Origin of the sequence: Mycobacterium farcinogenes (assembly GCF_019739075.1) — a bacterium.
Classification (GTDB): domain Bacteria; phylum Actinomycetota; class Actinomycetes; order Mycobacteriales; family Mycobacteriaceae; genus Mycobacterium; species Mycobacterium senegalense.
The window spans coordinates 41,379-66,773 of record NZ_CP081674.1 but is presented as its reverse complement, the minus strand read 5'-3'; the positions used below and the strand labels follow the sequence as shown (position 1 = coordinate 66,773).

At 63.2% G+C, this 25,395-nt stretch carries 20 protein-coding genes and 1 pseudogene; 17 read left to right on the top strand and 4 right to left on the bottom strand.

Features of this window, described 5'->3' with window-relative positions; translation table 11 throughout:
• Window positions 1-1,175: 1,175 nt before the first annotated feature.
• The 14 genes from K6L26_RS30590 to eccE all read left to right on the top strand — a co-directional run bounded on the left by K6L26_RS30590 (window position 1,176) and on the right by eccE (window position 19,211).
• Window positions 1,176-2,153 carry an EspK C-terminal domain-containing protein gene (locus K6L26_RS30590; RefSeq protein ID WP_221853599.1) on the top strand — a complete coding sequence of 326 codons (978 nt, stop codon included), beginning with the start codon at window positions 1,176-1,178 and terminating at the stop codon, window positions 2,151-2,153.
• Window positions 2,154-2,363: 210 nt separating this feature from the next.
• Window positions 2,364-3,884 (top strand): type VII secretion protein EccB, encoded by a 1,521-nt coding sequence (gene eccB / locus K6L26_RS30585; RefSeq protein WP_221853598.1) that lies wholly within the window; start codon window positions 2,364-2,366, stop codon window positions 3,882-3,884.
• A gap of 154 nt (window positions 3,885-4,038) precedes the next feature.
• On the top strand, window positions 4,039-4,389 hold the full coding sequence (locus K6L26_RS30580) for a hypothetical protein (RefSeq protein ID WP_221853597.1): 351 nt from the start codon (window positions 4,039-4,041) through the stop codon (window positions 4,387-4,389).
• A gap of 339 nt (window positions 4,390-4,728) precedes the next feature.
• Entirely contained in the window at window positions 4,729-8,283 is a 3,555-nt protein-coding gene (locus K6L26_RS30575) for an FtsK/SpoIIIE domain-containing protein (RefSeq protein WP_221853596.1), read from the top strand.
• Window positions 8,273-9,010, top strand: coding sequence for a helix-turn-helix domain-containing protein (locus tag K6L26_RS30570; protein ID WP_221853595.1), 738 nt, complete (start codon window positions 8,273-8,275; stop codon window positions 9,008-9,010). The genes K6L26_RS30575 and K6L26_RS30570 overlap by 11 nt, the downstream gene beginning before the upstream one ends.
• A gap of 182 nt (window positions 9,011-9,192) precedes the next feature.
• Window positions 9,193-9,489 (top strand): PE domain-containing protein, encoded by a 297-nt coding sequence (locus K6L26_RS30565; protein ID WP_066904190.1) that lies wholly within the window; start codon window positions 9,193-9,195, stop codon window positions 9,487-9,489.
• Between the two features lie 33 nt (window positions 9,490-9,522).
• Window positions 9,523-10,929, top strand: coding sequence for a PPE domain-containing protein (locus K6L26_RS30560; RefSeq protein WP_280639583.1), 1,407 nt, complete (start codon window positions 9,523-9,525; stop codon window positions 10,927-10,929).
• A 101-nt stretch (window positions 10,930-11,030) separates the two neighbouring features.
• Window positions 11,031-11,330: a hypothetical protein gene (locus K6L26_RS30555; RefSeq protein WP_066904184.1), complete on the top strand. Its 300-nt coding sequence runs from the start codon at window positions 11,031-11,033 to the stop codon at window positions 11,328-11,330.
• A gap of 93 nt (window positions 11,331-11,423) precedes the next feature.
• Window positions 11,424-11,687 (top strand): hypothetical protein, encoded by a 264-nt coding sequence (locus tag K6L26_RS30550; protein WP_160110983.1) that lies wholly within the window; start codon window positions 11,424-11,426, stop codon window positions 11,685-11,687.
• Window positions 11,688-11,689: 2 nt separating this feature from the next.
• Window positions 11,690-12,745 carry an ESX secretion-associated protein EspG gene (locus tag K6L26_RS30545; RefSeq protein ID WP_221853593.1) on the top strand — a complete coding sequence of 352 codons (1,056 nt, stop codon included), beginning with the start codon at window positions 11,690-11,692 and terminating at the stop codon, window positions 12,743-12,745.
• Between the two features lie 127 nt (window positions 12,746-12,872).
• The gene (locus K6L26_RS30540; protein WP_221853592.1) at window positions 12,873-14,360 is read left to right on the top strand and encodes a MinD/ParA family ATP-binding protein; all 1,488 of its coding nucleotides are present in this window, start codon (window positions 12,873-12,875) and stop codon (window positions 14,358-14,360) included.
• Window positions 14,361-14,419: 59 nt separating this feature from the next.
• Window positions 14,420-15,895 carry a type VII secretion integral membrane protein EccD gene (gene eccD / locus K6L26_RS30535; RefSeq protein ID WP_245008806.1) on the top strand — a complete coding sequence of 492 codons (1,476 nt, stop codon included), beginning with the start codon at window positions 14,420-14,422 and terminating at the stop codon, window positions 15,893-15,895.
• Window positions 15,895-17,574 (top strand): S8 family serine peptidase, encoded by a 1,680-nt coding sequence (locus K6L26_RS32100; protein WP_221853590.1) that lies wholly within the window; start codon window positions 15,895-15,897, stop codon window positions 17,572-17,574. The genes eccD and K6L26_RS32100 overlap by 1 nt, the downstream gene beginning before the upstream one ends.
• Window positions 17,565-19,211 carry a type VII secretion protein EccE gene (eccE, locus tag K6L26_RS30525; RefSeq protein WP_221853589.1) on the top strand — a complete coding sequence of 549 codons (1,647 nt, stop codon included), beginning with the start codon at window positions 17,565-17,567 and terminating at the stop codon, window positions 19,209-19,211. The genes K6L26_RS32100 and eccE overlap by 10 nt, the downstream gene beginning before the upstream one ends.
• Before the next feature lie 65 nt (window positions 19,212-19,276).
• Here eccE and K6L26_RS30520 read toward each other — a convergent pair whose 3' ends face one another.
• Together K6L26_RS30520 and K6L26_RS30515 are read right to left on the bottom strand one after the other, a co-directional pair.
• A complete protein-coding gene (locus K6L26_RS30520) occupies window positions 19,277-20,005 on the bottom strand; it encodes an adenylate/guanylate cyclase domain-containing protein (protein WP_221853588.1) in 729 nt (242 codons plus the stop codon).
• Window positions 20,006-21,756: 1,751 nt separating this feature from the next.
• A pseudogene (locus K6L26_RS30515) lies at window positions 21,757-21,909 on the bottom strand (translation initiation factor IF-2 N-terminal domain-containing protein); the annotation flags it as partial.
• Between the two features lie 92 nt (window positions 21,910-22,001).
• Here K6L26_RS30515 and K6L26_RS30510 point away from each other — a divergent pair.
• The 3 genes from K6L26_RS30510 (at window position 22,002) to K6L26_RS30500 (ending at window position 23,932) form a co-directional block, all read left to right on the top strand.
• Window positions 22,002-22,673, top strand: a complete 672-nt coding sequence (locus K6L26_RS30510) for a Pycsar system effector family protein (RefSeq protein WP_221853587.1) — start codon at window positions 22,002-22,004, stop codon at window positions 22,671-22,673.
• 171 nt (window positions 22,674-22,844) lie between these two features.
• Window positions 22,845-23,324 carry a hypothetical protein gene (locus K6L26_RS30505; protein ID WP_221853586.1) on the top strand — a complete coding sequence of 160 codons (480 nt, stop codon included), beginning with the start codon at window positions 22,845-22,847 and terminating at the stop codon, window positions 23,322-23,324.
• 230 nt (window positions 23,325-23,554) lie between these two features.
• Window positions 23,555-23,932: a hypothetical protein gene (locus K6L26_RS30500; protein ID WP_221853585.1), complete on the top strand. Its 378-nt coding sequence runs from the start codon at window positions 23,555-23,557 to the stop codon at window positions 23,930-23,932.
• A gap of 55 nt (window positions 23,933-23,987) precedes the next feature.
• Here the strand turns inward: K6L26_RS30500 and K6L26_RS30495 are convergent, their stop codons facing one another.
• Both K6L26_RS30495 and K6L26_RS30490 read right to left on the bottom strand, forming a co-directional pair.
• Window positions 23,988-24,482: a hypothetical protein gene (locus tag K6L26_RS30495; RefSeq protein ID WP_221853584.1), complete on the bottom strand. Its 495-nt coding sequence runs from the start codon at window positions 24,480-24,482 to the stop codon at window positions 23,988-23,990.
• Between the two features lie 74 nt (window positions 24,483-24,556).
• Window positions 24,557-25,300 (bottom strand): DUF2637 domain-containing protein, encoded by a 744-nt coding sequence (locus tag K6L26_RS30490; protein ID WP_221853583.1) that lies wholly within the window; start codon window positions 25,298-25,300, stop codon window positions 24,557-24,559.
• Window positions 25,301-25,395: the final 95 nt, after the last annotated feature.

Here is a 25,395-nt window from a genome sequence, read left to right as displayed (position 1 = left end):
ACGACACCAGCGCACACAACGAGCTTTCCTCTGCGAAAACAACATTGGACCGAGAGACCATCATTGCGCGCTGGCATGGCGACGCACGTGCTTCGTACGCAAATGGGCTGGCCACAGTGGAGGCTCACCGCACATACAATCAGACCAAATACGGATCGGACTTCGCCGCACTGTCCGGACGGTTGGCAAATCTGCCTGCAGAAACGCCTGGTTCTGGACCGAAACCTCTGGACCAGCCCGGCATCCCGAAACCCCAGAACACTTGGGATCGAGGAGGCCGCGCGGACGAGCCGCAGCAGAATGGACCGGGAGACAAAGGAACGGGCTCGACGAGCGCGAGTGATCGCGGCGGCAGTGGTGTCGCGCCGGATCGCGGCGCGGGAAACGGCCCACGGACACCGGACGCGCTCGGAGATGGGGGACCGGACGCGCAGGGTTCCCCGGCTGTGCCGATGGCGCCCGGTCCGGCCGGTGTCATGGGTCGAACACCGGGTTCGTCTTCATCGAAGATGGGCGGCGCTGGTATGCCGGGTGGGCTCGGGAGCCTGCCGAGCGGTGGAGGCGGTGGGGGCGGTCTCCCTGGTGGTCTGTCTGGATTGGGTAGTGGTAATCCGTTGTCGTCGTTGTCCTCTGGAGCTGGCGGGTTGTCTGGGGCGTCGCCGGCTTCTGGGTTGACTGGGGTTCCTGGCGGCGGACCGTCGGCGGCAGGGTTGTCCGGGTCGGGGATTGGTGATCCGTCGGCGGCTCTCGCTCGGGGTATGGGGGCCGGGTCGGGTGTTGCCAATGCTGTGTCGCCGATGTCGTCGCCGCCGTCGATGATGGGAGCGGCCACTCCCTCTGCCAGTCCCGGGACTGGTGGCGCTGCGATTGCTGGGACAAGTCCTGCACCGCCGGCGTCTCCTGCTGGGTTGGCAGGGTCTGGGGCTCACGCACCGGCGCCGGTGGTGCCGCCGGTGGGGGGCGCACCAGGCGGCGTGGGTGCTGGCTCGCCTGGTGGCGGCATGATGATGCCCGCGCCAGGGATGGGTGCGCCGGCAGCGCCGGGTGGTGTGGTGTCGCCTGGAGGTTCGACTCCAGCGACGATTCCGGCTTCAGCCTCGGGTGCGGGTGGATCTGGTCCGGCGGCCGCTGGTGGTTCTGGTTCGGCGGCAGCGCCGACTCTGGTCCCTGCGACTATGGCTACTCCTGCGGCTGGTGCGGCGAAACGCGGGCCCTCGCTGTCGCGTGATGCGCTTGAGGCAGGCGCGCTGGCGTGGGAGTTGGCGAGTGCCTGTGGTGTTCGGCAGTATCCGCTGGCCTGGGCGGTCGGTATTTTCCGCTCGTCGACTGGCTCGGAGACCGTTGTGATCAGCAGTGAGGGGTCTGGTTACATTCCAGAGGGCGTGTATCTACCTCGGTCGGTGCGGTTGCTTGTAGCTGATCCCTTGGTGGACAGTAGCTTCCGAGCGTTGTGGTTCGGATGGTCTGACCCGGCACGGGTTCTAGTTGAGTATGCGGCGCTGCGGCGTGGGGATGACTGGACCTTGGTGGCGGCAGCCACGACGGGACGCGTTGATGCGTTCCGTAGTCACGGGGTTGAGTATGTCGCGGCCAATCCGTATGAGGGCTATCGACCGGTGGGTGTGCCGACGGGCTGGGCGCCGCCCGGTCTCGATGACATGCATGTGCATCGTCTTGCTTTGGAGTATCCCGACCTCTATGACCGACTTGAGAAGGTGAGCGGTACCGGTTCATCGACACTGCAGGAGCGTGTGATGTTTCCGTTCACCCAAGCGGTGATGTCAGTAATGCAACAGGTTGGTGAGTACCCGCAGGAGCTGCGTGAAGCGTGGGCTGTGGTGCGGGCTAACCGGGAGAAAGATTCCCCCATGTGGGAGTCGTATGGGACGGCGTGCAGGAACTTTTACATGCTGGTGGGCGCGAAATGCCCCGGCGGCATGGACGATGACTTCCGACCTGAGGACGTTCCGGCGTCGACTCACCAGCAGTACCGCGTCGAGTGGACTGCAGCAAGGGCGATGGAAGTGATGCATGGATGGTCGAGGGCACCGCTTCCCTTGGCGGACATGGTCTACGCAGCGGCGGCTGGAGGCCTTGATGTGCGCGAGATCCTGAGCGAGCCGCTGCGCGCTGTTGAAGAAGACATGGATTGATGAGCGCTGTGAGTAGTGCCGAGCGGTGTTCGGAGCCGATATTGGCGGCGTTCGAAAAAACTGCGCGTCAAGTTTGGACACACTTGTAGCGCTCGCGTCCGCCGTAGCGGTAGCGTCCGGACCGTGGTGGGGAATCAAGGATCTGAACAGCGCCCGTCCGGGGGTCCGTGGGTTCCGCCGGCCCAAGAGTCGAGCCGCGCCGGACGCGGCATGGGCCTGGCGACACGGACGCAGGTAAGCGGGCATTGGTTCTTGCGGCGGCGCCTCGCATTCGCGTTTCTTCGGCGCTCGGTCAAGATGGAAGTTGATCAGATGCGGTTGCAGCGCGTCCTGCTGATGTTGTCGGTGATTATCGGTGTCGTGTTGGTGATCGGCGGATTGGTGGTCGGTTGGTTCCGGCCAGCCGGTCAGATCGACGACTCGACGAAGATCGTGGCCGATCGCAAGTCGACGGCGTTATACGTGTTCATTAATGGTCGACTGCATCCCGCGCTGAATTTGGTGTCGGCGCAATTGATTGCCGGTGAGCCAGCGCAACCCAAGTACGTCAATCCTGCGGAGCTGGCGAAGTGGCCCAAGGGTCCCACGGTCGGAATTGTCGGCGCTCCCGTCGACCGGCCGAGGATAGTATCGCCGGAGACTTCGCGATGGGCTGTGTGCGATACCGCATCGAACACGATGGCGGGTGCACCGGTGGTGACTGGGATCAATGGTCGACTGACGCTGGGTGATGGCGCCGATCTGCTGGGTGCGGATGAGGCGCTGCTGCTGTCGTTCGATGGTGTGACGTATCTGGTTCATAACGACATGCGGATGCCGATCGATCTGGGCGATCGGGCGGTGACTTCGGCCCTTGGGATCGAACCTGGCGCGTCTGTCCAGGTCATGTCGCGGGCATTGTTTGATGCGCTGCCTGCGGCTGGTCCGGTGGTGGTGCCGCCAGTTCCGAACGCCGGCGCGCCGACGCGCTTCCAGTGGGCGCCTGGTCTGGTGACCGGTTCTGTGGTGTCGAGTCAGGACGTGACCGGGGGTGAGGACAGCTTCTTTGTGGTGTTGGGTGACGGCGTCCAGCGGATCTCACCGGTGGTCGCGGCGATGTTGCGGCAGAAGGATTCCTATGGTGCGGCTACGCCTCCGAAGGTCTCGCCGGATCAGTTGGGGGAGGCACCGGTCCGCCAGGTGCTCGACGTGGACTTCTATCCGTCCCGACCGGTACAGCTCGTTGATGGGTCGGCACTGCCGGTTGCGTGTGTGGCATGGGAGTTCAAGGTGGGAGATCGGCAGGCTCAGTCGCATGTGATCAGGGGTCGCAGGTTGCCGATCCGTAGCGATCAACAAGGTCAGTTGGTGCCGTTGGCCGGTGGTGGCAGTGATGGTGTTCAGGCCAACCAGGTTCTGTTGAGCGATGATCCAGCGACCTTTGTCACTGCGACGGGGTCGGCGCTGGATTCGACGCGTAGGCAGACGATTTGGCTCATATCGGATTCGGGTACGCGGTTCGGCGTGCCGTTCGACGGCGACAGCCTCAAGGCACTGGGCCTTGCTCGCGGTGGGGGCCCGGGTAGTGGTACCGAACTTCTGGGCGTGCGTTCGGCGCCGTGGGCGATGCTTCAGGTATGGCCTTCAGGTCCGGAGCTGTCGCAGCGGGCGGCCACTACAGCACACGATTCGCTCGACGGGGCGATGGCGCCACTCAAGCCGCAGTCGGCTCAAGCGAATCAGGGAGGGTAGATCGGTGTCTACGTTGCGGTTTAATCCTGGGCCGAAGCCTAAGCTGCCTCGTGGGGTCAGTAGCGCAGCCATCCATGTACCGACGTCGTTGGAGCCGTTGGTGGCTCCCCGGCCGATACCGCGGACGAAGATTCAGATCATTCTTCCGGCGGTTGTGGGGCTGGCGGTGATCGGGATGATCGCTTTGATGATGTCGCAGCCAGGACTGAGACAGGGTCCGATGGCGGTGTTCTCGCTGCTGTTTCCGATCATGATGATCGGCTCGATGGTGTACATGTTCGCGGGTAACCGGTTTGGTGGGGTGGGAGAAAACCAGCAGCTGACGCCGGCCCAGATGGAGGACCGACGGCGCGAGTATTTTCACGAGCTCGACGAGTTGCGTGACGAAGTACATGCGGCGGCCGAGGCCCAGTTCAACCAGTTCAAGTATCTGCATCCAGAGCCCAACCAGCTGTTGGGTTTGGTGGGTTCAGACCGGATGTGGGAACGAAGCAGGAAGAGCTGAGAAGTGGCAACTCAAATGGAGCAGAGGCGTCCCTCCTCGTTGGATCCGACGTTCGGTGTTGTGCGGTTCGGAGTCGGCAACAGCGATCTGTCGCGCAAGTTTGAAGGGCTGCCGACCTTGGGTCGGTCGTCGGACTACGAGCCGACCACCTATCAGGCGATCAGCGGATTTTTGGGGACTCAACGCAAAGTGCGCGGAATCGCCAAGCCGGTGGCGTTGCGTTCTACGCCTGGCCTGGCGCTGGTCGGCGAGAACGGTCACATGGACGCGGTATATGCGTTGGTCCGGTCGATTGTTCTGCAGGCCACGATGTTTCATGCCCCCAGCGATTTGAAGGTGATGGTCATCACCGACGATGTCTCGCGTTGGGAGTCGTGGTTGAAATGGTTGCCGCACTGCCAGCATTCGACGTTGTTGGACACCGGTGGGTCGCAGCGCTTGGTGTGGACTTCGGTCGCTGCGTTCAACGCGGCGATGGGTGAAGAGTTACACAATCAGCGTGAGAAGTTCGCCAAGGATTCGACGGCGATGCCGCACTGGTTGGTCATCAACGACCAAAAGAGCATCGACCAGGGGGAATGGCAGACGGTTACGCGTGCCGACGGCGTTGCGGGAGTGACGTTTATGCGCCTGGCTGCTGAGCGCGGAGAGGGGTTGGAGTTCCGCGCAACGTATGTGGTCAGTCCTGAACTGATTCGTTACGGAGACTCCCGGTTCGCGGTGCCCGACCAGATGAGTGAGAGTGCGGCACGCACGATCGCCCGTCGGATGGCTCGGTGGCGTCCGGATGCGACCGTTCGCACGACGGTTGAGAGCACAGCCAAAACGCTGGGGCTGGACGACCTGTTGGGCATTGAGGACTTCGCTCGGCTGGATACGCAACGACTGTGGAGCCCAACCCGATCTGGTCCGCGCTTTGAGGACAGTCCGTGGGGCGATCAGTGGCTTCGCTTCCCGATCGGCCGTGATGATTTCGGCAACGTCGTCGCGATCGACATGAAGGAAGACAGCGACGGTGGTGACGGAACCGCGATGGTGTTGGTGGGCACCACCGGGTCGGGCAAGTCGGAGTTCTGGACGACGTTGATCTTGTCGGCCTGCCTGACGCATTCGCCCGAAATGCTCAACATTATGTTTTTCGACTTCAAGGGCGCCACCACAGCGCAGGCCATTGAGCATCTGCCGCATGTGGTCGCTGCGCAGAACAATCTGCGTGACGATTCGCTGTGGATGGATCGTATGTGCGATGTGCTCTACGGCGAGTTGGAGATCCGCAAGAGCTTGCTCAGTCGTGCCCGGGTCGGTAACGCCGCCGAGTACGAGTACCGCCGTATCCACAAAGGCGAACCGCTGCCGCCGATGCCGACGCTGCTACTCATCATCGACGAGTTCACCCAGATGTTCTTGGAATGCCCTCCGGCACTGGAGGTTTGTGACGAGATCGGCCGGCAGGGCCGCGCGCTCGGGGTGCGCCTGCTGATGGGTTCGCAGCGCCTGGGTCACGAGATGGATCGCGGCATCATGGTCAACGTCCCGATCCGTTCGGCGCTGCGCACATTGGATGCCGCTGATTCCCGCAAGGTCATCGGCGTCGAGGAGGCCAAGTACCTGCCGAAGAAGCCGGGCGGGGCGGGATACCTGCTCGTGCCCGGCAAGGACCTGATCAAGTATCAGACAGCCTATGTTTCCGGCACCTACCACCGGCCGCGGCGCGTGGTGGCCACCGAGGAAGTCCGCACGAAGTCCGGCTACGCGCCGCCCCGTGAATTCCTGCTGACCGGGATGGAGCCGATTGCAGCGCCCGTACCAGCCAATGTCGCAAGCAAGGTGCGCGACGACGAGCCGGATGTGATCGTCGGGTCGGATGGCCGTGAGCTGCGCGACGTTCAAGTGGCCACGAAGGCGCTGCAGGAGCAGACCGCCGGCATGCCGCCGCAGCGGCGCCGCTGGCTTCCTCCGCTAGCGCCGCTGCCGGTGGAGGAGTTGGTCAACCGGTTGCGGGGCAAGCCCTGGCATGTCGACTACGGTCAGAATCCCGATCTGCTGTTCCCGGTTGGCATCGAGGACAGGCCCTTTCAGCATGCACAGCGGGTCTATGCGCTGAACCTGCTCAACGACAACTGTGGTGTGCTCGGGGTGGGCGGGGCTGGAAAGACGGTGGCGATCGCCACCATGCTCGCTGGGGCGGCGATGATGTATACGCCACAGCGGGTCCAGTTCTTCGTGCTGGCGTTCAGCGGTTCGGACATCAATGTTGTTGAGCGGCTTCCGCATGTGGCCTCGTTCGCGCGGGCCAATGAACGCGAGCGTGTGCTGCGCACGCTCGGTGAATTGGAAGCGTTGATCGATGACCGGGAACGCGCCTTCGGGGAGCTGGGGATTGGGCTTCGTGAATGGCGGGACCGCAAGTTCGGCGGCAAGCAGGGCGAGGTGCCCGACGATCCGTACGGCGATGTATTCCTGGTGCTCGACGGCTGGGCGACGTTCCGGGAGCAGTTTGAAGACAACGGTGTCGTAACGCCCTTGACCCGGGTTGTGTCGATTATGACCAAGGGCCGCTCGTACGGCGTTCACGTGATCCTGTCGGCCGGAGGGTGGATCAACGGAAAGCTGCTGTCGGGTATGTCGAATTTGTTCAGTTCGAACGTGGAGCTGAAGTTGGACCAAGAATCCGATCAGCTCACCCACAACAAGTTGGAGGTGGCCAAGCAGGTCCCCAAGGGGGAGGTTGAGCGCAAGCGGGATCCCGATGAGGTCGAGGACGAATCCGGGGTCGCCTCGCTGGGGGGTGCCGGCGAACTCGGTGAGGCCGCCGAGTCGGAGAAGGTGATGATTGTCGGCCGCGGTACGTCCATGGCGGGCTACCACTTTCAGACAGCACTGCCGCAGGTCACGATTGATGGTCGTGTAGTGGAGATCGACGAGGCGATCGAGGCGGTGTCGGGCTATATGGGCGCGGCCGGTTCGGAGGCGAAGCTGCGGCTGCTGCCCAGCCGGGTCACACTCGATGCGGTGTTCGCTCAGGCTGAAAAGAATGGGCAGCTTTCTGGTCAGCTTGTTCCGTTCGGCATTTCCGAGGTCGGGCTGCGCCCGGCTGTGATCGATTTCCTGCGTGCGTCGCACCTGCTGATCGCGGGAGACCCGGAGAGCGGCACCACGACGGCGTTGCGCACGTTGGCTCGGGCATTGATGCGGCTGTTCGATCCCGCCGAGGTCGAGATTTTCGTTGTCGATCCGCAGACCAAGCTGGCGGGGGTGGTCGATGGGCCGCACTTGGGTTCGTATGAAGATCTGCCCGCTGCGAGCCAGCCGGATTATTTGAGCATTCCCACCAACTTTGGGGCGGCCACGGCTCCGCCCGTCGAAGCTGCACTCGAGGTTCCGGGGGAACGGCACGAAGGTTATGTCCATCGCCAAGACCAGGTCCGCAGTATGGCAGCTCATTTGGCCGCAGAACTCGAGAAGCGCAAACCCTCCGAAAAGATGACGCAGGCTCAGATCGCCGCGGGTATCGAATGGAAGGGCCGCCAGACGTTCGTGATTATCGATCGTGAAGAACTGGTTCACGGCTGGGGCGGCGGAAACCTCTCGATGGCTGGGCACCCCTTGCAGCCGCTGGTTCCCTACTTGCCGATTGCGCGCGAGGTAGGCCTGCACGTGATCGTTGGCCGCCGGATCACCGATTGGATGCGGGCCACCGGATCACCGGTCATCAGTGAACTGCTGAGGATGAAGGCACCTGGTGTGGTCATGAGCGGCAGCAAGGGTGAGGGGGAGATCCTCGGGGGGGTGAAGGCCAGCAAGATGCCGGCCGGTCGCGGTATCTACGTCGGGGATCGCTTTACCGCACCGATGCAGATCGCTATCTCGGAGGCGAGCCCCGGTGACCTTTAACGCGCACGCAGCCAAGAGGCTGGCCAAACTCGTCGATCAGGAACGGGTCGATCAACTACTGCTGGTGCAGGACGTCGCCGAGAAGGCAGGTGTGTCACGCGCGATGGTGTCGCGGCTGATTAACCATGCCGAGATTCCGGGCCGACGGGTGAAGCGTGATGCGATCGCCGCGGCGCTGGGATGGGAGCCCGGAACATTTGATGCGGTCTTGGCCGGTGCTCAGGTGACCGTTGCTGCCCGCGCAGGAGGTGAAGACACTCACGCCGGCGGGTCCCCCATCGCCGATGTCGACATCGCGGCAGCCAAACGTCTGGCTTCTACGATCGATGATGCGCGCAACGGGATTGGTCTGAGCAAGCTGGATCTAAGTCGGCTGGCCGGGGTGTCGAGGCCGGTGGTGTCCCGGCTGATCAATCACGCAGAGGTGCCTGCAAATCGCAGTGTCCGCGATGCTCTCGGTGCGGCGTTGGGTTGGGAGCCAGGCAGTTGCGATGCGGTGCTCGCCGGAGGAGAACCTACGTTGCGCGCGACGGCCCGGGCGTCGCTGCTGCTGGCTGAACGGTTACGTGAGATCGCGGCTGAGGCAGACGCTGCGGCGGCAGATTCTGACCGACTGGCGAAACGATGGCGCGAGATCGGTGACAGTGCACGCGCGGCCGCCGAGCTGGCGTTGCGCGGTGGCGGTGCAATTCCTGTCTGCGGGACTAGCCAGCAGGGCGCACAATGAGAGTGCGACCGAGCGCATATGGCGTTGGGGAGTGGTTGCTGAAAGGCGAACTGTCGGGGGTTCAACAGGGCATGTTGAAAACGGTTGAATTAAGATCAATCTTGGACTGGCTTGTTGCCCCATATTTTGCTGGCGGATTACGCTCTGCTCAGATTAAGCACCGATGGGGAAGGTGAGTTCACATGTTTTTGGTCGATGCACCGATGCTTGCCGCGCAAGGAGCCACTGAGGCTGTCGGCGCGGCCACTACCGGAGCCGTTGTCACGGGTGCAGCACCTGCGATGTTGGTGCCCATTCCGATGGGCGGCGAGGAAGTGTCGCTGCTGTTCGCGCAGGCGATCGCTGCCCATGCTGCTCAGTTCGATGCCGCAGCCGGTGTGGGTGTCATGCAGCGGGCGATGTTCGCCGCGTCCTCGACCGCCGCATCGGTGGCGCACGTGGCCACCGATGTCACCGCAGCTGCTCAGCTTGCGCTGTAGCTGAACACGGATTGCGTAGGCCAGGAGTAACGGATGTATTGGGGTATCCCGCCGGAAGTTAACGCATTTCGCTTGACGATGGCGGGTGCAGGGCCGACAGCGCATGTGCCGGCAGCCACGGCGTTCGAAACGGTCAGTGCCACCCATATTCAGCAGGCGGCCCAGATGTCCAGCACGACGGCCAACACGGGTGGTTCCTATCTTGGCGCTGCTGGTGTGGCGATGGCGGCGAGTGCTGCGGCGCATTCGGCGTGGATGGGCGCTGCGGGTGCGTATGCGCAGAAATCCGCTAAGACGGTCGAGAGCGGAATGGGCATGTACAGCGGTGCGGTCGCGGCCACCGTTCCCTTCGGCCAAGTCGTTGCTAATCGTACGCGGGTGGCGACATTACACGCGACCAACATACTTGGCGTGAACACGATCCCGATTGCTGAAGGTGAGGCCGAGTACGTCGAATACTGGGGTCAGAATGCCTCGGCGATGATGAGCTACCTCGCCGGAGTTTCCGGTCTCGTGAGTTCGCTGGCGGTGCCGATGGTGGCATTGCCGGGTATGTCCAACCCGGCAGCGGCAACAGCCGCTGGCGTAGCCGCAACCGGGATGTCGTTGGGTTTGCAGGGAGCCGGTGCCGCCTTGTCTGGAGCGGCGCAAGCTGGTACCGGGGTCGCCGCTACCGGGACGAGCCTGGCCACCGGTGGCACGACGGCCGCGCTGACCGCGGGCGGCCAAAGCGCATCACAAGCAGGTCAACCAGGCCAGATCGCCGGTGGGTTGCCTGGGGCGGGTTCCCCCTCCGCCCCAGGCAACCAGCCCAATGACGCCGGTCAGCTCATGCAGTCCGCCCAGGGGATGATGGGCCCGATGATGCAGGCGCCCGCGATGGCGTCAAGCAGTGTGGGGCAATTGCTCTCGCAGGGACAGCAACTCCCGTCGGCCCTCGGCGGTCAGCTGGGCGGGCTCATGTCGCCGATGATGTCGGCCGCCGGCGGTTTCGGCGGCGGGGGGTCACCGGCGGCAGGCCTGTCCGGTCTGACCTCCATGGGCGCTACGCCGTGGTCAGGACTCGGCAGCGCCAGCGGCGGTTATGCCGGTGGCGGATCGGCGGTCAGTGCCGCATTGACCAAGCCGTCGGCTGCGCCCGGAGGTATGCCTGGCCCAGTCGGGGTGCCGCAGTCCTGGTGGAATACCGCAAGCACTTCCGAGAAACCTCTAGCCGGCCCGCGGGCCGATACCGGCACAGGTGCGCGGGGGATGGCGGGTGCTCCGATGGGTAGCGGCATGCTCGGCATGCCCGGGGCGGGCGGTGCCGGAAGCGGGCGCAAGAACCGTGACGTCGCAGATCCTGACAAGGAGGTCCTTGTCCACGATGGGAGCGGGCAGGCCGTGCCCGTCTACACCGATGAAGGTGAAGTCGTCTACGTGCAAGGTCAGGAGGTGTAGCGCCGCAACCACTTCCACATAAGCAGGAGGACTATGCGCCCGGGGCTGCCACCCCACACGGCGTGCGACCTACAGATTCGTAACAGAAGGAGAATACCGGAATGTTCAATACCGATACCGACAGGATGCTCGAAGCGGCGACCTCGCTCGACAATATCCGCAACGAGGTTCTGGCCGCTCTCAATCGCTACGTGACCATGAACCAGGACCTGACCGGCGGGGCCTTCCAGGGTGATGCGGCACTCATGTCGATGCGCACCACAGAAGACATCGCCAGCACCGCGCGGACGGTCTCGGCGCGATTCGAGGCGTGCATCAACCAGATCAAGAGTTCTGCGCATCAGTACACGCAGATGAACCACGACAACACCGCGGCACTGGGCAACATCCAGACTGCCTAGCCGCACCCGCGCCTGTTCATCACCAACATCACACTCGGAAAGCGTTAGGAGACAACAAAAATGGTCAGTGTACAGCGGTATGACCACGTCAAGATGGTCGAGCACGCGACGAGCCAGTCCAGCCTGGTCAATCACTTGCTTGAGCTCAAGCAGGGCGCTGACAACGCCATTCGCAGCGTTGCCGAAATCTGGCAGCAGCACGGCTCGAATGCCGCGCAGGAGTGCCACGCTCAAATCGCGTTGGCCTTCCAGCAGGTATTCGACACCATCAACCGCCACGGTAGTGCGATTCAAGGGGCCAGCCAGAACGCTGAGACTACCGACTTCGGCGCCGCAGCCGGATTCCGCAACATCTAGGTATGGCCGTCGCAACTGGAGCGCGGCTGTCGACCACCTCGGAAGGGTTGTGGCTGACAGCCGCGCTCTGCGGTATCAGCAGACTTCCACGTGCCCTGAAGGTACGTCCCACCGACGGCATCGAAGGTGCCGACCTGTCCTCTCACCCGGGTATTGCCGTTCTGCAGGAGGCCGGCGTCTATGGCAACGGCGCAGTTGACGCCGATGTTGCGCAGTGGGTGATGACTCTGGGGCGTCCCGACATTGAAGTCACCGTGGAAGTTAACGTGCCTGCGGCGCCGAGCGACCGCCTACTTGGGCCGCCTCCAGTGTTCACGGCCACCGCAGACTTGGCGGCCATCAGCAAAGGCGGGGATGCCGCCATCGAGGCATACGCACAGCTTCTGGAATGGCGCAAACAACAACCACCTCAACGGATTGCAACCCTATGCTGCCGCGACGGGTCCTGGGTCAGCGCGGCACGTGTGTGGAGTTCAGCAGATGAATCTTCAGCCGAGTCTGACGATCAGTCGACAGGTGAGCTCGATGAGGTACCTTCAGCCGAGTCTGACGATCAGTCGACGGGTGAGCTTGATGAGGTTGTCGTGACGCCCTTGGGACGCAAACCTGTTGGCACGTCGATTCTGGAGCTTCTCGGCTCAACGGGGCCGGCTGAGTTCCGCGGACTCAGCGTCAACAGCAGAGTGCTGGATTCCATTGTGAGCCAGTGGCAGCACGACCCAGACGGCAACAACCTGGTCGCTCAGCTCGTCGACGAGCTTGAGATCAGCGCTGAGCAGGCACGGATCATCGAGGCTGTAGGGGACCAATCGGCGGCCCGAGCCACGATCGGTGCTTGCGAGTACCACTTCGACGGGCCGCGAACCGCGCAAAAGGCAATGCTGGTGACCGACACCATATATGGCAGGGTGCTCGTCTCAGGTGACACCGGTTTCGATGACCAGGAATGGACGATGCTCACCCCTGGCACTGAAGCCCGCATTCAAAGTGCGCTCGATGAGGTGCTGTCCTCACTGCCGTGCGGCTCGGAATGGTTGCACTACCGGCGACACTCGTAAAAAAGTTACGCGCGAAGTTGGGGTGCGTTCTGGACGTATAAATCCGGCGATTGTTACGCTCGCGACGTGATGAGAAATGCCGCCGTGCCAGGGCGGAATCTCTGGCCGGGGGAGTAGAGGGGAACCCATGAGCGAGCGAGACATCTTCGAGCAGATGGGCGCATCGACGCCCAGCGACGGCACCAGCCACACATCGAATTACCCTCCACCCCAACATAATCAGCAAGAGTTCGGCGACGCCGCACACCGGCGGCAAGCTCCACCACCGCCGGTGAACAGCGCGCCGCCGAATCATGTCCCCAGCGGGCCAGACGCTCCAGCATCGGTGCCGCCCCGATCGGGCGAGCCCACACCAAGCGAGCCAGCCGGGCACTCACCGGACACGGCAGCGCGCTACGACGACCTGACACAAGAGATCACCCCTCAGCAACTGCGAGAGGCCCGCGACTACGCCGCCCAACAGCGGCAGACGCCAGCCGCTCCGTTCCCGCCCCAGCCTCCCCAGATTCCCGGCCAGCCATGGCGTGCCGCACCGCCGGGATCGCAGCGCCGGGATCAGCCCTTCAGCCAACAAAACCCATACCAGGGCGGCCCGCGCGACGGCGGACTCGGCTTCATCTCAGCGGCCGGCAGCGGCGAACTGCTCGGCGACCAGGTCCGTGCCACCGATCTGGTCGCGGTCAAGAAGATCCCGTCGAGTCGAGGCTGGCGCAAGTGGCTGTACAAGGTGACCTTCGGCGCAGTCAACACCGGCGAGTCGCCGGACGAGCAGCGCGTACGGGCCATGAGAGAGCAGATCGCCGCTCCGATGGGCGGAACACTGAGGATCGCGGTCATCGGCGGCAAGGGCGGTGCGGGAAAGACGTCGGCCGCCGTGGCCATCGGTTCAGAAATCGCGGTTCATCGCGCCCATGAACATGTGATCGCAGTGGATGCAGATCCTGCTCAAGGCGCCAACCTCGCAGTCCGAATCGACCGCGCGGCTCCGTCGTCATACGCCGAAATCATTGCTGCCCAAAACATTGTGCGATATTCGGACATGCGCGCCCGAGTCGGTCACAACGCCGCGGGCCTCGACGTGTTGGCATCCCCGTACCACCGCGGCGCCGCGTCCCAGGCCGGCGGCGTCACCGCTGAGGGATATCAGCGGGCCCTGACTAAGTTGGAGAACTTTTACAACGTGGTCGTCACCGATTGCGGTGTTGACATCGGCCATCCCGTGATGGATGGAGTACTCAGCAGCGCCAACGCCGTGGTGATGGTGGCGTCAGCGGTGCCCGACGGTGCCGAAGGCGCAGCCAAGCAGATCGATTGGCTCAGCCATCATCCACGTCACCGCAAACTCCTGGATCGAATGGTGTTGATTGTCAACCACATCCGCCCGGCCAGCAGCGGAAGCGATCGCAAGAGCACAGCGAGTTTGGTCGAGATCATCCAGGAGCGTTTCGGACGATGGATCCCCCCGGAGCGCATTTTCGTCGTGCCCTATGACGGTCATATCGCCACGGCTGGTGTGGTCGAGCTCGACGAGCTCCAGCCATTGACACGTCGTCGAATCCTTGAAGTGACCGCCGCGATCGCTAGCGGCTTCACCACGGTGGCGGAGGCGTCATGAGCACCCCGACACAGAATCGCGACGGTCAGCCGGGACCCACCCTCCAAGGGCCGGCCCGATTGACCCGAGTTGTTCTGTTCGTGGGCGCCGACACCGAGACCGATTATGTGCTGGCCGCAGAAGTCCCACTTATTGCCATCGTCGAGGACCTCATCCCGCGGATCAACCGTCGCCTGCGTCGTCTGCGGCGGCCCGAGCTCGACACAGGCCAGACCTACCAACTGTGCTGGGCGGACTCTCGCCCGCTAGACCCGCAGCGCTCGCTCGACGAGAGCGGCGTGGCCGACGGCGATGCACTGTGGTTGTTGCCGGTTGAAGCGACCGAGAAGTACGAGCCTGTCACGGAAACTGTCTCGACTGCGATTGCCCGTGAGGCTCGCCGCCAGCTCGACACCGTGGATGAGGACACACCTCGGCGCGTGGCCTGCGGACTCGGCGCCGGCCTGATCGCGTGGGCTGAACTGATTATTTTGCGGCAGTGGTGGTTTGACGGGGGCTGGGTGCCGGCAGCCGTGTCCTGGGCGTTGACTGCCGGGCTCGTCGTGGCGGCGTGGTTGGCGGCGCGGGCCGCCCAGCCGCAACGTCGTGCCGTGGCGAGTGCTTTCGCGTGGATTGCGATCATCCCGTTCTGCACGGCGGCTGCGGTGTCAATTCCCGGGTCACCGGGGGCGTGGCACGCGGTAGCGGCGCTGGTGGCCGCGATCGGCGGGATGGTCGTGTTGGCCGTTCTCACCGGAGGCCAACACCTTGTAGTGATTTCGGCCGTGATCACGGTCTCGGGCTTTGCCTCGGCTGCGATGGTGGTGCAGGCGTCGGGCTGGCAGCTTCCCCCCCAACGGATCGCGGTGTTGGCGCTGCTGGCGGTACTGGTACTGGTCACGTTCGCGACGTCGCTCGGGGTGGCAGGATCGGGCACACCTGGACCGTGGTTTCCGTCGCTGACGGGTAGCGGGGTGTTTGAGACACGTCCCGGAGCGGCTCGCGACACCGTGTCACCTGTTTATCCCGCTGGTACTGAAAGTCCGGAGCAGATCGCGGCATGGACCCGGCGGGGCAACGCCATCATCACTGGTCTATTGGTGGGTTGCGGCATCGTCACGGTGGTTGCCGCACGTTATGCAGTGATCCCCGGGCAGGTTGCTGATGGCTGGACGCAGAGTCCGGTGCTGCATCTGCTGTTTACCCTGACGATCTGTGCCATCCTGCTGCTCCGTTCTCGGTCGTTCGTCGACCGCTGGCAGTCGGTAACATTAACGGTGGCGCCGGTGCTCGCAATGGCCGTGGTCATCGGACGATACGCCGCCGCCAGTACGCCGCCATCGCTGGCGATGACATTGATCTGCGTCGGCGCGACGCTGGCCATCGTGGTAGCGGGGCTGATCAATGCGTTGGTGATCGCCCATGCCAAGATCAGCGCGCCGATACGGCGATGGGTGGAACTCAGCGAGTACGTGCTGCTCTTCGTGGTCGTTCCGATGGCGGTGCTGCTACTCAACCTGATTCCCTGGGCTCGCAACCTTGTCGGCGGCGCGTGATGGTGGCGACTACCTGCCGCGCTGCCCGATCAGCGGCCGCACTGGCATCCGTGGCGATCCTGCTGGCCTCGTCGAGTGGTGTGGCGTTGGCGCTCGACCCCCCGGTCGTGCCGTCCGGACCGCCGCCCGCCGATCCTGAACCCGCCCCGGATGAGCCGATGAAGCAGATCGCTGGATGTGTGCAAACAACAGCGTTGCCGGGCAGCGACTTTCGTGAACTGCCCGCTCCCTTGCAGATGCTCGACATGCCCAGGGCGTGGAAAGAATCCACGGGAGCCGGGGTCGTGGTGGGGATCATCGACACTGGCGTCGCTCCTCAACCGCGGCTGCCGCACCTGATCGCCGGGGGCGACTACATCATGGGCCGCTACGGCGATGGGCTTGCTGACTGCGATGCCCATGGCACCGTGATTGCGTCCTTGATCGGTGGCGCGCCGTCAGGCGCGCCGCTACCAGCGCGACCCATCGGCGTTGCGCAGGCGCCACTTCCTGCGGCCGCACCGGCGCCCGCGCCGATCCCACCTCCGCCGCCTCCGCCCACGGTGACGGTGACGGCCACCGCCACCGTGGCACCTCCGCCGCCACCACCACCGCCGGAGGGCGCGCCGCCTCCTGAGGGAATGTCTCCGCCAGCAGCTCCGGCATGGGGGCCAGCACCGGGGATCCCAATGCCCGCGGCGCCGGCGCCCGGTGGGGGACCAGACGGCTTGATCGGGATCGCGCCGGATGCAGTGCTGGTGTCCATTCGACAATCAGCGCAGACCTTTGGATTCGCCGATCCCCAGTACGGGGAGAACTCCCAAGACGTTCGTCGCGCGGGCGACTTGAATTCGCTGGCACGAGCCATCGTTCATATGGCCAACCTCGGGGCCAAAGTCATCAATATCAGTGTGGTGTCGTGTCTTCCAGTGGCAAAGCTTGGCGATCAATCCCAGCTCGGTGCGGCGCTGCGTTACGCCGCGGTGGACCGCGACGTCGTGATCGTGACCGCGGCAGGTAACGCGGGCTCTCAAGGCTGCAACGTGCAGAACCCCGATCCGATCCCTGGCGACCGTGTGGACCCGCTGGGCTGGAAATCGGTTCGTACGGTGGCCTCCCCGGCGTGGTTCGACAAGTACGTCCTGGCCGTGTCGGCGACCGACAGCGCCGGCACACCGCTGATGGATCAGCAGGCATCACTGCACGGACCGTGGGTGGGCTTGGCTGCCCCGGGAACCGACATCATCGGCTTGTCCACCGATGGGCGCATCATCAATGCCTCCATCGACAACGACACACTCAAGCCGATTGTCGGTAGTTCGTTCGCCTCGGCATTCGTCGCAGGGACCGCGGCCCTAGTGCGTGCGAAATTCCCAGAGTTGTCTGCACATCAAGTGATTCGCCGCCTGCAGGCGACTGCGACCCCGCCACCTGCTGGGCGTGACAACGTGGTCGGTTATGGCGTGGTCGATCCGGTGGCCGCACTCACTTGGGATGTGCCACCGGGGGATTGGCTGGCACCTGGCGTATCGGCGCCGCTTCATATTCCCGCGCCGCCGCCTGAGCCTGATCCGCGCCCGCGATGGGGTGCGGGAGCGGTGATCGGAGCGGTGAGCGTTCTTGTGGGCGTGGTTATTTGGGTGGCGACAGTAATGCGTCGGCGATCTGGCGCTCAGGCTTGGGAGGACCGATGGTTGTGAATCTTCGGGTGACGAAGCGGTCCGTGGTAGCCGCTGAATCAACCGCTGCAGTCATCGCCTTGCTGTTGATTGTGTGCAGGGTCAGCCTGGCTGTCGCCTTCGGTGTGGCCGTCTTGTTGGCTGTACTGGTGTGCTTGGTCGAGGTCCGCGATCTGACCGCGTGGCAGTGGGCGCTGCGGCTCGGGCGGTGGATGCGGCGGCGGACCCATCGGATTGTCCCCACGCCGAAATCCGAGCCGGCGAAGCCTGCAAGCCCGGCTTCGGCTGAATCGTCGGGTGCCCAGCAGCAGCGGTCAGGCGTACCCGGCGAGGATCGCCGGGTCGACGTCCGTACGGACGGCTTCACCGATGTGCATGTCGAAGGCGACCGCACTGGGGTGCTGATCGACGGACACACCGTGGTCACGATGGTGGCATTGTGGGGCAAGCCCTACATGCCCACACTACTGAAGCCCGACTCCGCCCAGACACCAAACACGGTGCCGCTCAGCGTGGTTGCCGCAGAGATGAACCGGGCCGGACTCGGTGTGGACGTAGACATCGTGAGCGAAGGCCGACGCACCGCCAACGACAGCTATTCGGAGGCCTTTGCAGCCTTCCTGCGCCGCCGCGCTGCCGTGGGTCAGCGCACCGCAACGATGGTGATCCGGCTCGATACCCATGCCGCCGACACCACCACAGGACTTCTGTGGCGGCCTAACACCGTCACCGCTGCGATCGCGGCTACCCAGCGCATCGTCAAAGCGCTACGCCAGGCCAACTGCCGCGCTGAGATTCTGACCGCTGCGCAGATGCGCGAGAGCACTGCGGCAAGCGTCGGCGGCCCTGAGGTCTTGGCTGCGTCCTATGCCGACCGATGGACAGCGTTGCACCAACCCGGACACGGGTTTACCACGGGGTTCTACCTCCCGGCCGAACACCTGACTGCTGAGGCACTGGAGGATGTCTGGGCGATCGACGCCGACCACACCTGCCTTGTCGTGGCGTTGCGTCGCCGCCCGGGCGGCGTCCGGGTCGGGGCCACAGTTCGCTACACCACGGCCCGTCCGATGCGCACGACACCAGCAGCGACGCTGCGCCGGTTCTCCGGCCGGCAGTGGGAATCTCTGATCCGCACCATGCCAGGCGCTGATCGCCTGACAGACCTTCCTACAGCGGACCTGGGGACCGAGCTCGACGAGGTTGTGGGCGTAGGCCCCTCGGGCGTTCTCGTCGGAGGTGTACGCGACGGCATGGTTCTGATGCCGCTTTCCGACCCGGCGCAGCCGACAAGGATCGCGGTCAATGCCTCGGACCTTGTTGTGCGCCAGCTGATTCGTCGAGCCACTGCGTCAGGAGAGTTGGTGGCCGTCTACGACCATCAGGGTCGCTGGACCATGTCGGCCGGCTCCTCTCGCATCTGGACCACGGGTAATCCATCGGCGCAGCCGACCCGCCCGCCGACCATGGTGGTCCATCACGGCCGGACCAATCCCTACCCCGGTGCGCCGATCTCGGTTGCCGTGGGCGTGCGCAACGGTTACGACCCTGATATCCGGATCGACCAGCGCGGCCGGATGCTGCATCTGAGCACCAAGCGGTTCGGCGTGGATCTGGAGACCGTCACATTCCCCGCCGAACAGGCATACCTGAACTGAAGCTGTGAGCAGCGTTCAGGGGCGGTGGATTGAGCCGATATAAACACTCACACTGTTGGTAGTGCCTAGAAGTTCTCGTCTATCCAGGTGTTCATTTCGGTTAGCACGACGTTGCCGGTGTAAACGGTGCCGAGTTCGAAATCCCATTGTTGCGCAACGAGTCCGCTGTTGTGGTCGTTGAGATTTTCGTAGCAGTCCGGGCCGACCCATATTGGGTCTAGGTAATTACGTCCAGCCTTATGCGCCAAATGCGCAGCTCGGTTGACGACATCTCCCATGTAGATCACATCATTGATGGCGCTCCCACTGTAGCCGGCCTTGATCATCAGGACACGGCCATAGTCCACGCCAATACCGACCTGGATCGGGTCAAGGCTCTTCTTGGCGAACTGTTTGTTGAGCAACTTGACCAAAGTATTCGCCTTGAATGCCGTGGCGAAGGCTCCGTCGATATCGGATCTCAATGGTGTGTTGTACACGGCCCACACGCAATCACCAACGATGTTGACTTCTCTGACTTTCTCATGGCCGTTCAGTACCGCAACCATTTCGGAAATGAAGGAGCGATAGATTTTGGCCAAAGTAGGGCGTTTGTACTTCTGTGTGAGTCCTGATGAGTTTCGAATATCGATGAAGACAGCTGAGCATCGCCCGTAGAACCCGTTCGTGTATGTGAGTTTGTCACGGCTAGGCAAGTCGTTGGTTTCAATAAATTGCCCGGCCGGCTGATCGAGAATCTCCTTGATCCGGGCACTGCTGGCAACCCAGTCGTAGCTCTTGTAGTTGCCATCCATCGCGCCCCACCCATCTGCCAAAACGATTGCTCGGCTACGCGGACAAAATACCGGGAACCTGACTGGCGAACAGCCTCCACGGTCCACGGTCAATGCTTGTAGAAGTCGCGAGGATCGCCTTCAAGGATCGAGATGATCTTGTCCCGCATGTCGGTGTACTGGTCGGCGTCACCGCGGAAGTACAGCCGCCGCGCGCCGTGCTGGCGCGCCTCTTCCTTGGTTAACTCGAAGATCCGCGCCCAGTGTGCGTCTGCGCATCCGTGGCGCACAACGTAGGTGGCGTGTTCACCGGCCAAGGGACTGATGGCGACGGCACTTTCGTCGGGTCCGGTCGCCGAAGCGATCGACAAGACAAGGTACCGGTTGTCGACGCCGTTAGACGTCACAGAGCCCTTATGCCAGATGCACCGGTGAGCGCCGAAGTGTTCTTGGAGTTCCTCTAGAACGGTAAGGCGGTTCTCGTCCAGGTGGTGCCCGTGGTACCGCTTGGTGGTGCGTAGGTCGGTGAGAAACGTGCGCAGATGAACGCCCTGGGGCAGGACGGTAAAGGGGAGTCCGGAGATGACGCGGCGCGTGGTTGCCGAGGTTGCGCCGGCATCCCGGAATTGTTGGAAGTAGTCGAATCGGCCGTTATGGAGGTCGGTCAGTTCTGCGTGCGATCGGTGGACGAAGTGTTCAAGAGCGGTCTCGTCGGACAACAGTAGGGCTTCGACTGCCGACAGCTCACGAGTGAGTGCTTCTATCGCCGACCGCAGTAGCGGGGTGGTTTCGAACAGTTGGTGTTGCGGTGGTGGTTGCAGCGCATCAAGCATGCCCCACAACCGTTCTGCGCATTGGGGATTGGCAATGACCAGGAGTACGGCGCGTTGAAGGAAGGCGTGTTTGGCCATGACCCGACGACGGTCATCGGATGCTGTTCGGCCGATGTCGTCGGGGTCGAATAGGTCAGTGAAGCCGCCTTCAATGGCGCGTGGGACGAGGTTGGGGTGTTCGAGAATGCGGCCGGCGCTTTCGTGGAGCTGGTGGAGTCGATGCTTGGCATTGTCAACGACACGCGCAACGCTGGCGAGCTCATCGCCGGCGGATCTGGCCGGTGGCTGGGCCGGGTGTTGGTGGGTTGTGGCGTATCGCCACGCGAGAAATCCGTAGTCGGCCGAGTCGTCTGGATCGAACGGTACGAGATCGATGGCGATCTTTTCGATGTCGCGTGCGGTGTCTGCTTTCACGACGATGTCGGCGATGGCGACCTTGTGGATATCTGCTCGGGCCGGTGGCAGCCCAGCGCTGCGGGTACGGGGGCGAGGGTCTCGGGTAGGCGCCTGTGGCTGCGGTGGGTGTGCACGAGGGGTTTCGTCGCGGCGTTTGGCTGGGACCGACTGCGGAACCGTTCTGCGCGAGCGTGCGGGTTTTTCGGGGTTGCGTGAGAGTCGCAGCGCCGTGTAGACGGCCACGTTGCGACGTTTGTCCTCTGTCATGGCGTCGCGCAGTGCGGAGCGGGAAACTCGGTACAGCTGTTGGTATTGCGTCAAGACCCCAGTTATCGCGGGGCCGAAATCCTTGGCGGCATAGGCTTGGCGATAGTCCCTGCGCAGGTCGGCCAGTTGGGATTCTGTGAACTGGGGTGGCGGCGCAGGTGGGTTGATTTTGTGGGGCGGCGTTATGAGGACGGTTCGCTGACCACGCCGGCCTGAACCTGGCGACTGCTGATCGTCACTCTGACGGTGTTGATGGCCGCTGGGCTGTCTGTTCCCGAAGTGCGCCCGCAACCGGTCGGCGGATGCCCTTTCGACAGTCGATGAGGCGGACTTGACGAATTCGCCCTGCTCTCTGAGTTTCGCCAGGAGTTCCTTGCTGGTGACGCCGAGCTCTTTCGCAAGCTCGTGCACCCGCGCCTTACCGCCCATGAGGCCCACCAGCAACCACTGATCCTCCAACAACATGAGACCGCAACTGTGCCGAATCGTCGACCCCGAATCCAGCGTTGGTTGCGCTACAGATGGAAAGGGTATGGCCTGGCGTCGGGCTGCGAGGGATCTTCCAGCAAACGGAACACATCAGGATCCTCGGTTTTGTCATTCAGCATGTTTTGGGGGTCGCTATTCTCATCGCCATGTCGAATTCCGGTGACGGCGAAGAAGTCGATCCTCCGGCCGATCCTGCTGTCGATGCGGCAGAGGCATGGAAGGCGGTGAGTTTGGTCAATGACTGGGTCAAGCACGCTGAGACGAAGTCCGCGGCGACGTTGGCCGCGGCCGGTGTGATGGGCGGAGTCCTGTACAACCTTGTCAAAGAACAGACCGAGTTCGACTGCTTATTGAGGTTAGCGGCTCCGCTGTGCGGGTTGCTGATTGTGCTCGCTGCGGCGGGAGCGATCGTGGCGCTCTGGCCGCGGCTGGCGAGCAACGAGACTCCAACGAGTTCGTTGTACTTCGACCACATCGCCCGTCGTCATCCGCAGTCGTCGACCGAGTACGTGAAGGAACTGCGGACACTTGTGTTGTCGCCCGATGATCTCTTGAGCCAACTGGGCCAGCAAGTTTGGGCGAACGCATGCGTCGCGCGACGCAAATACCAAGCGGTCGGATGGGCGCTGGTGTTCCTGTTCTCTGCGGGCGGTGCGCTGGCCTTGGTGGCGTTGGACCTGGCATTGAAGTCGGTTTCGCAGTAGGCAGGGTTAGCCGCGGCGGGCATACAACACCGCAGTTGGGCATGGCCGCGCCGAGATGCGGCGTGCCGCCTTGACAGCGCAGGCAGATCTATGGGGGGCTAGCTTCCAGCTAGGCCCTGCACACCGATGTGCCGTGGCGTCCATAGAGTCAAATGTACGGGGGTACAACACATGGTGGTCGCGGACGAAACCGACCAGTCCGACGCCAGCGAACGGCGCTGGAAGTTTAACTGGGTATGGGCGGCTGGATTGGCGCTGGCCCTCGGGGCGGGTGCATGGCTGGCCTGGTCGATCGAGCTGCTCCAAACCCAGCCGCTCACTGACACCAAGAGCCTTGATGAGCTCGTGTATCAGAGCCTCGATGAGACGCAGGTACGAGTAGGCACGCGGTGCTTCGACAGCGTCGAGGAGCGCAACGCTGCGTGGCTGCGGATTCTCGTCGACATCGACAGACAGACCTGGGCCGAACGGGAAGGCGTTGTGGAGCGGGAAGGTGCTAGCGCCGCAGCTGGGACATGGGGGCCACCTGATGGCATCCCAGAGCTGCGGGCGGCCAAGAACGACGACATCCCCCGAGGCATGTTCACCGATCCTGACCTGTGCTTCGTGGTCAGTGATGGGAAAGAATCGAGCGACACCGCGGCCGGGTGAAACCGGACTGGGAGCTTTGCAGGCAGCTGCAGCTGCGCTCTGCGCCGGGCCCCGTTGAACTGGCGACCTTGTGTTGTTCCTCGGGCTATCGTGTGCCAATGGTGTTGCGGGACCATCGGTGTAGACGTCTCTCGGCCGTAGCAGTGGCCATGTTGGCGTTGAGTGGGTGTGGTAGCAATCCGTCGGCTCCACCTACGTCAACGGTCACGGTAACGGTGACACCGCCGCCAGTGGCAGCTCCAGCACCGATCGAGTTGCCTGCCGGTTCGGTCCTCGAAACCCGGGAGAACCGTGAGAACGGTGCGTGGGTGGATGTGTGGCAGGTTCCGCACGCTGGGCCCAACGCCCTGACCGCTGACGACGTTCTCGAGTACCTGCAGGCGAAGCTGCCCGGCGGTCGGCCCTACGAGACCCCGAGTTCGCATCTCGAGTGGTGCCGGGGAGGTAAGAACTACTGGTCGTGGGAGAGCCCTTCGAGGACTGGTCCGACGAATACACCCGACGCGATCGACCGGTTGCTGGTTCAGGTGATCGCGGGGCACTACGTCGAAATCCAGCGTGACGCCTTCGAGCGGTTCGACTGCAACGAGGATGGACAGCCCGGTTAATTCCTTAGGGGTATTCGGCCACGTGGGTTACGCGGTCTGGGGCCGTTCGGCGGAGCTATTCCGGAATGCGTTCGATCGCAGGCCCATTGCGCAAGGCTTCGCGATGGGAAGCCCATTGCCGCCAGCCGCTCCGCAGTCCACGTAGACCGACCGCGGCCCAGAACACTGTCGACAAGACCGACACCAACCATGACGCCCATCCTTGTGCGTCGGCCATAGTAGAGATCGAGCCGATGGCGAGGACAAGACCGATGAGTCCGCCGAAGATTTGTCCTGGTGCCGTATCCGTGAGTAACGCACCGACCTGGCGTGCCCCAGACGATCCTCGCTCGAAAATGTGCCGAGCGATCAATCCTGCGGCGACCAATCCGCACAATGCAAACCCAGCGATCACCGCATTCAACGTGCTGACCGCCGACGCGGAGGATTGCAGCCAAGCGATCAGCTTGATCGTTGCCAGTACAAATACAACGAAGATCGCGCAGCCGCCGGCAGCGGCCAGCGCGCGAATCAGCCGTTCACTGCGCGGCTCACTATCGAAGATCTTCATGGCCTGATTCTCCCTCTCCGGTCTGACATTTCAACATCCCCGCGCATGATCGAATTGCCGTCGACATAGCGCACTTACGCCTCGTGGAGTGCAGCAACTGCACGGTCGGTTCCGAGGATGCGACGAACAGTACCGGGGGTCATCTTGGTGATGGCTGCGATATCGTCAACGGTTTTTCCGTTGTCCGACAGCGCCAGAACTCGCTGGACTTCGTCGGTGGACTTGCGCAGCCTACGGCGCGAGCGGATGGTGGCGGCACGTTCAGCGTGTTCCTCACGCAGTGTGATGGTGGTCGCGCTGGATTCGTTATCTGAAGGATCCGACAGTTCGTCGGGCTCCTCGATGCTCTGCTCGACGTTCACCTCGGGTAGCCGACCTTCGCGGAATCGTGACAAGTAGACGACGGAGGATGTGGCAATGGCGGTGGCCACGTCAACGATGACGGGCCACATGAACGCCATTTCACGGGGGATTCCTGCGCCGATTGCTAAGTCGCGCAATGCCTCAAAGGAGAGGACGCAGGCGAAGATCGCCAGGATCGCCGTCATGACGACGTTCGCCCAGAACAGCCACGTCGCCTGGTACACGGTACGGATCAGAGCAGCAATGCCTTCGATGCAGAGAATGAGAAAAACCGGTGGTGCCACCGCGACGGCGGTGGCCAGCTCACGAGGAATGGTGACATCGGTAGCTACCCAGGTGTGTGCACCGTTGCCCGCGATGGAGGTAGCGCTGGACAGCAGGATGACGGCCCAGAAGAAGATGCGGGCTCGTCTGAGTTCAGCTGCAGCGCTGGATCCGAATACTTTGCTCCACATGGATAGGGCGCCTTTTCTGAGGGTGGTGGGGTTGCGTGAAATGCGGTGACTGGCTTGCTTATTGAGTTATCCGCGTCCCTCAACCGGTGTTTGGG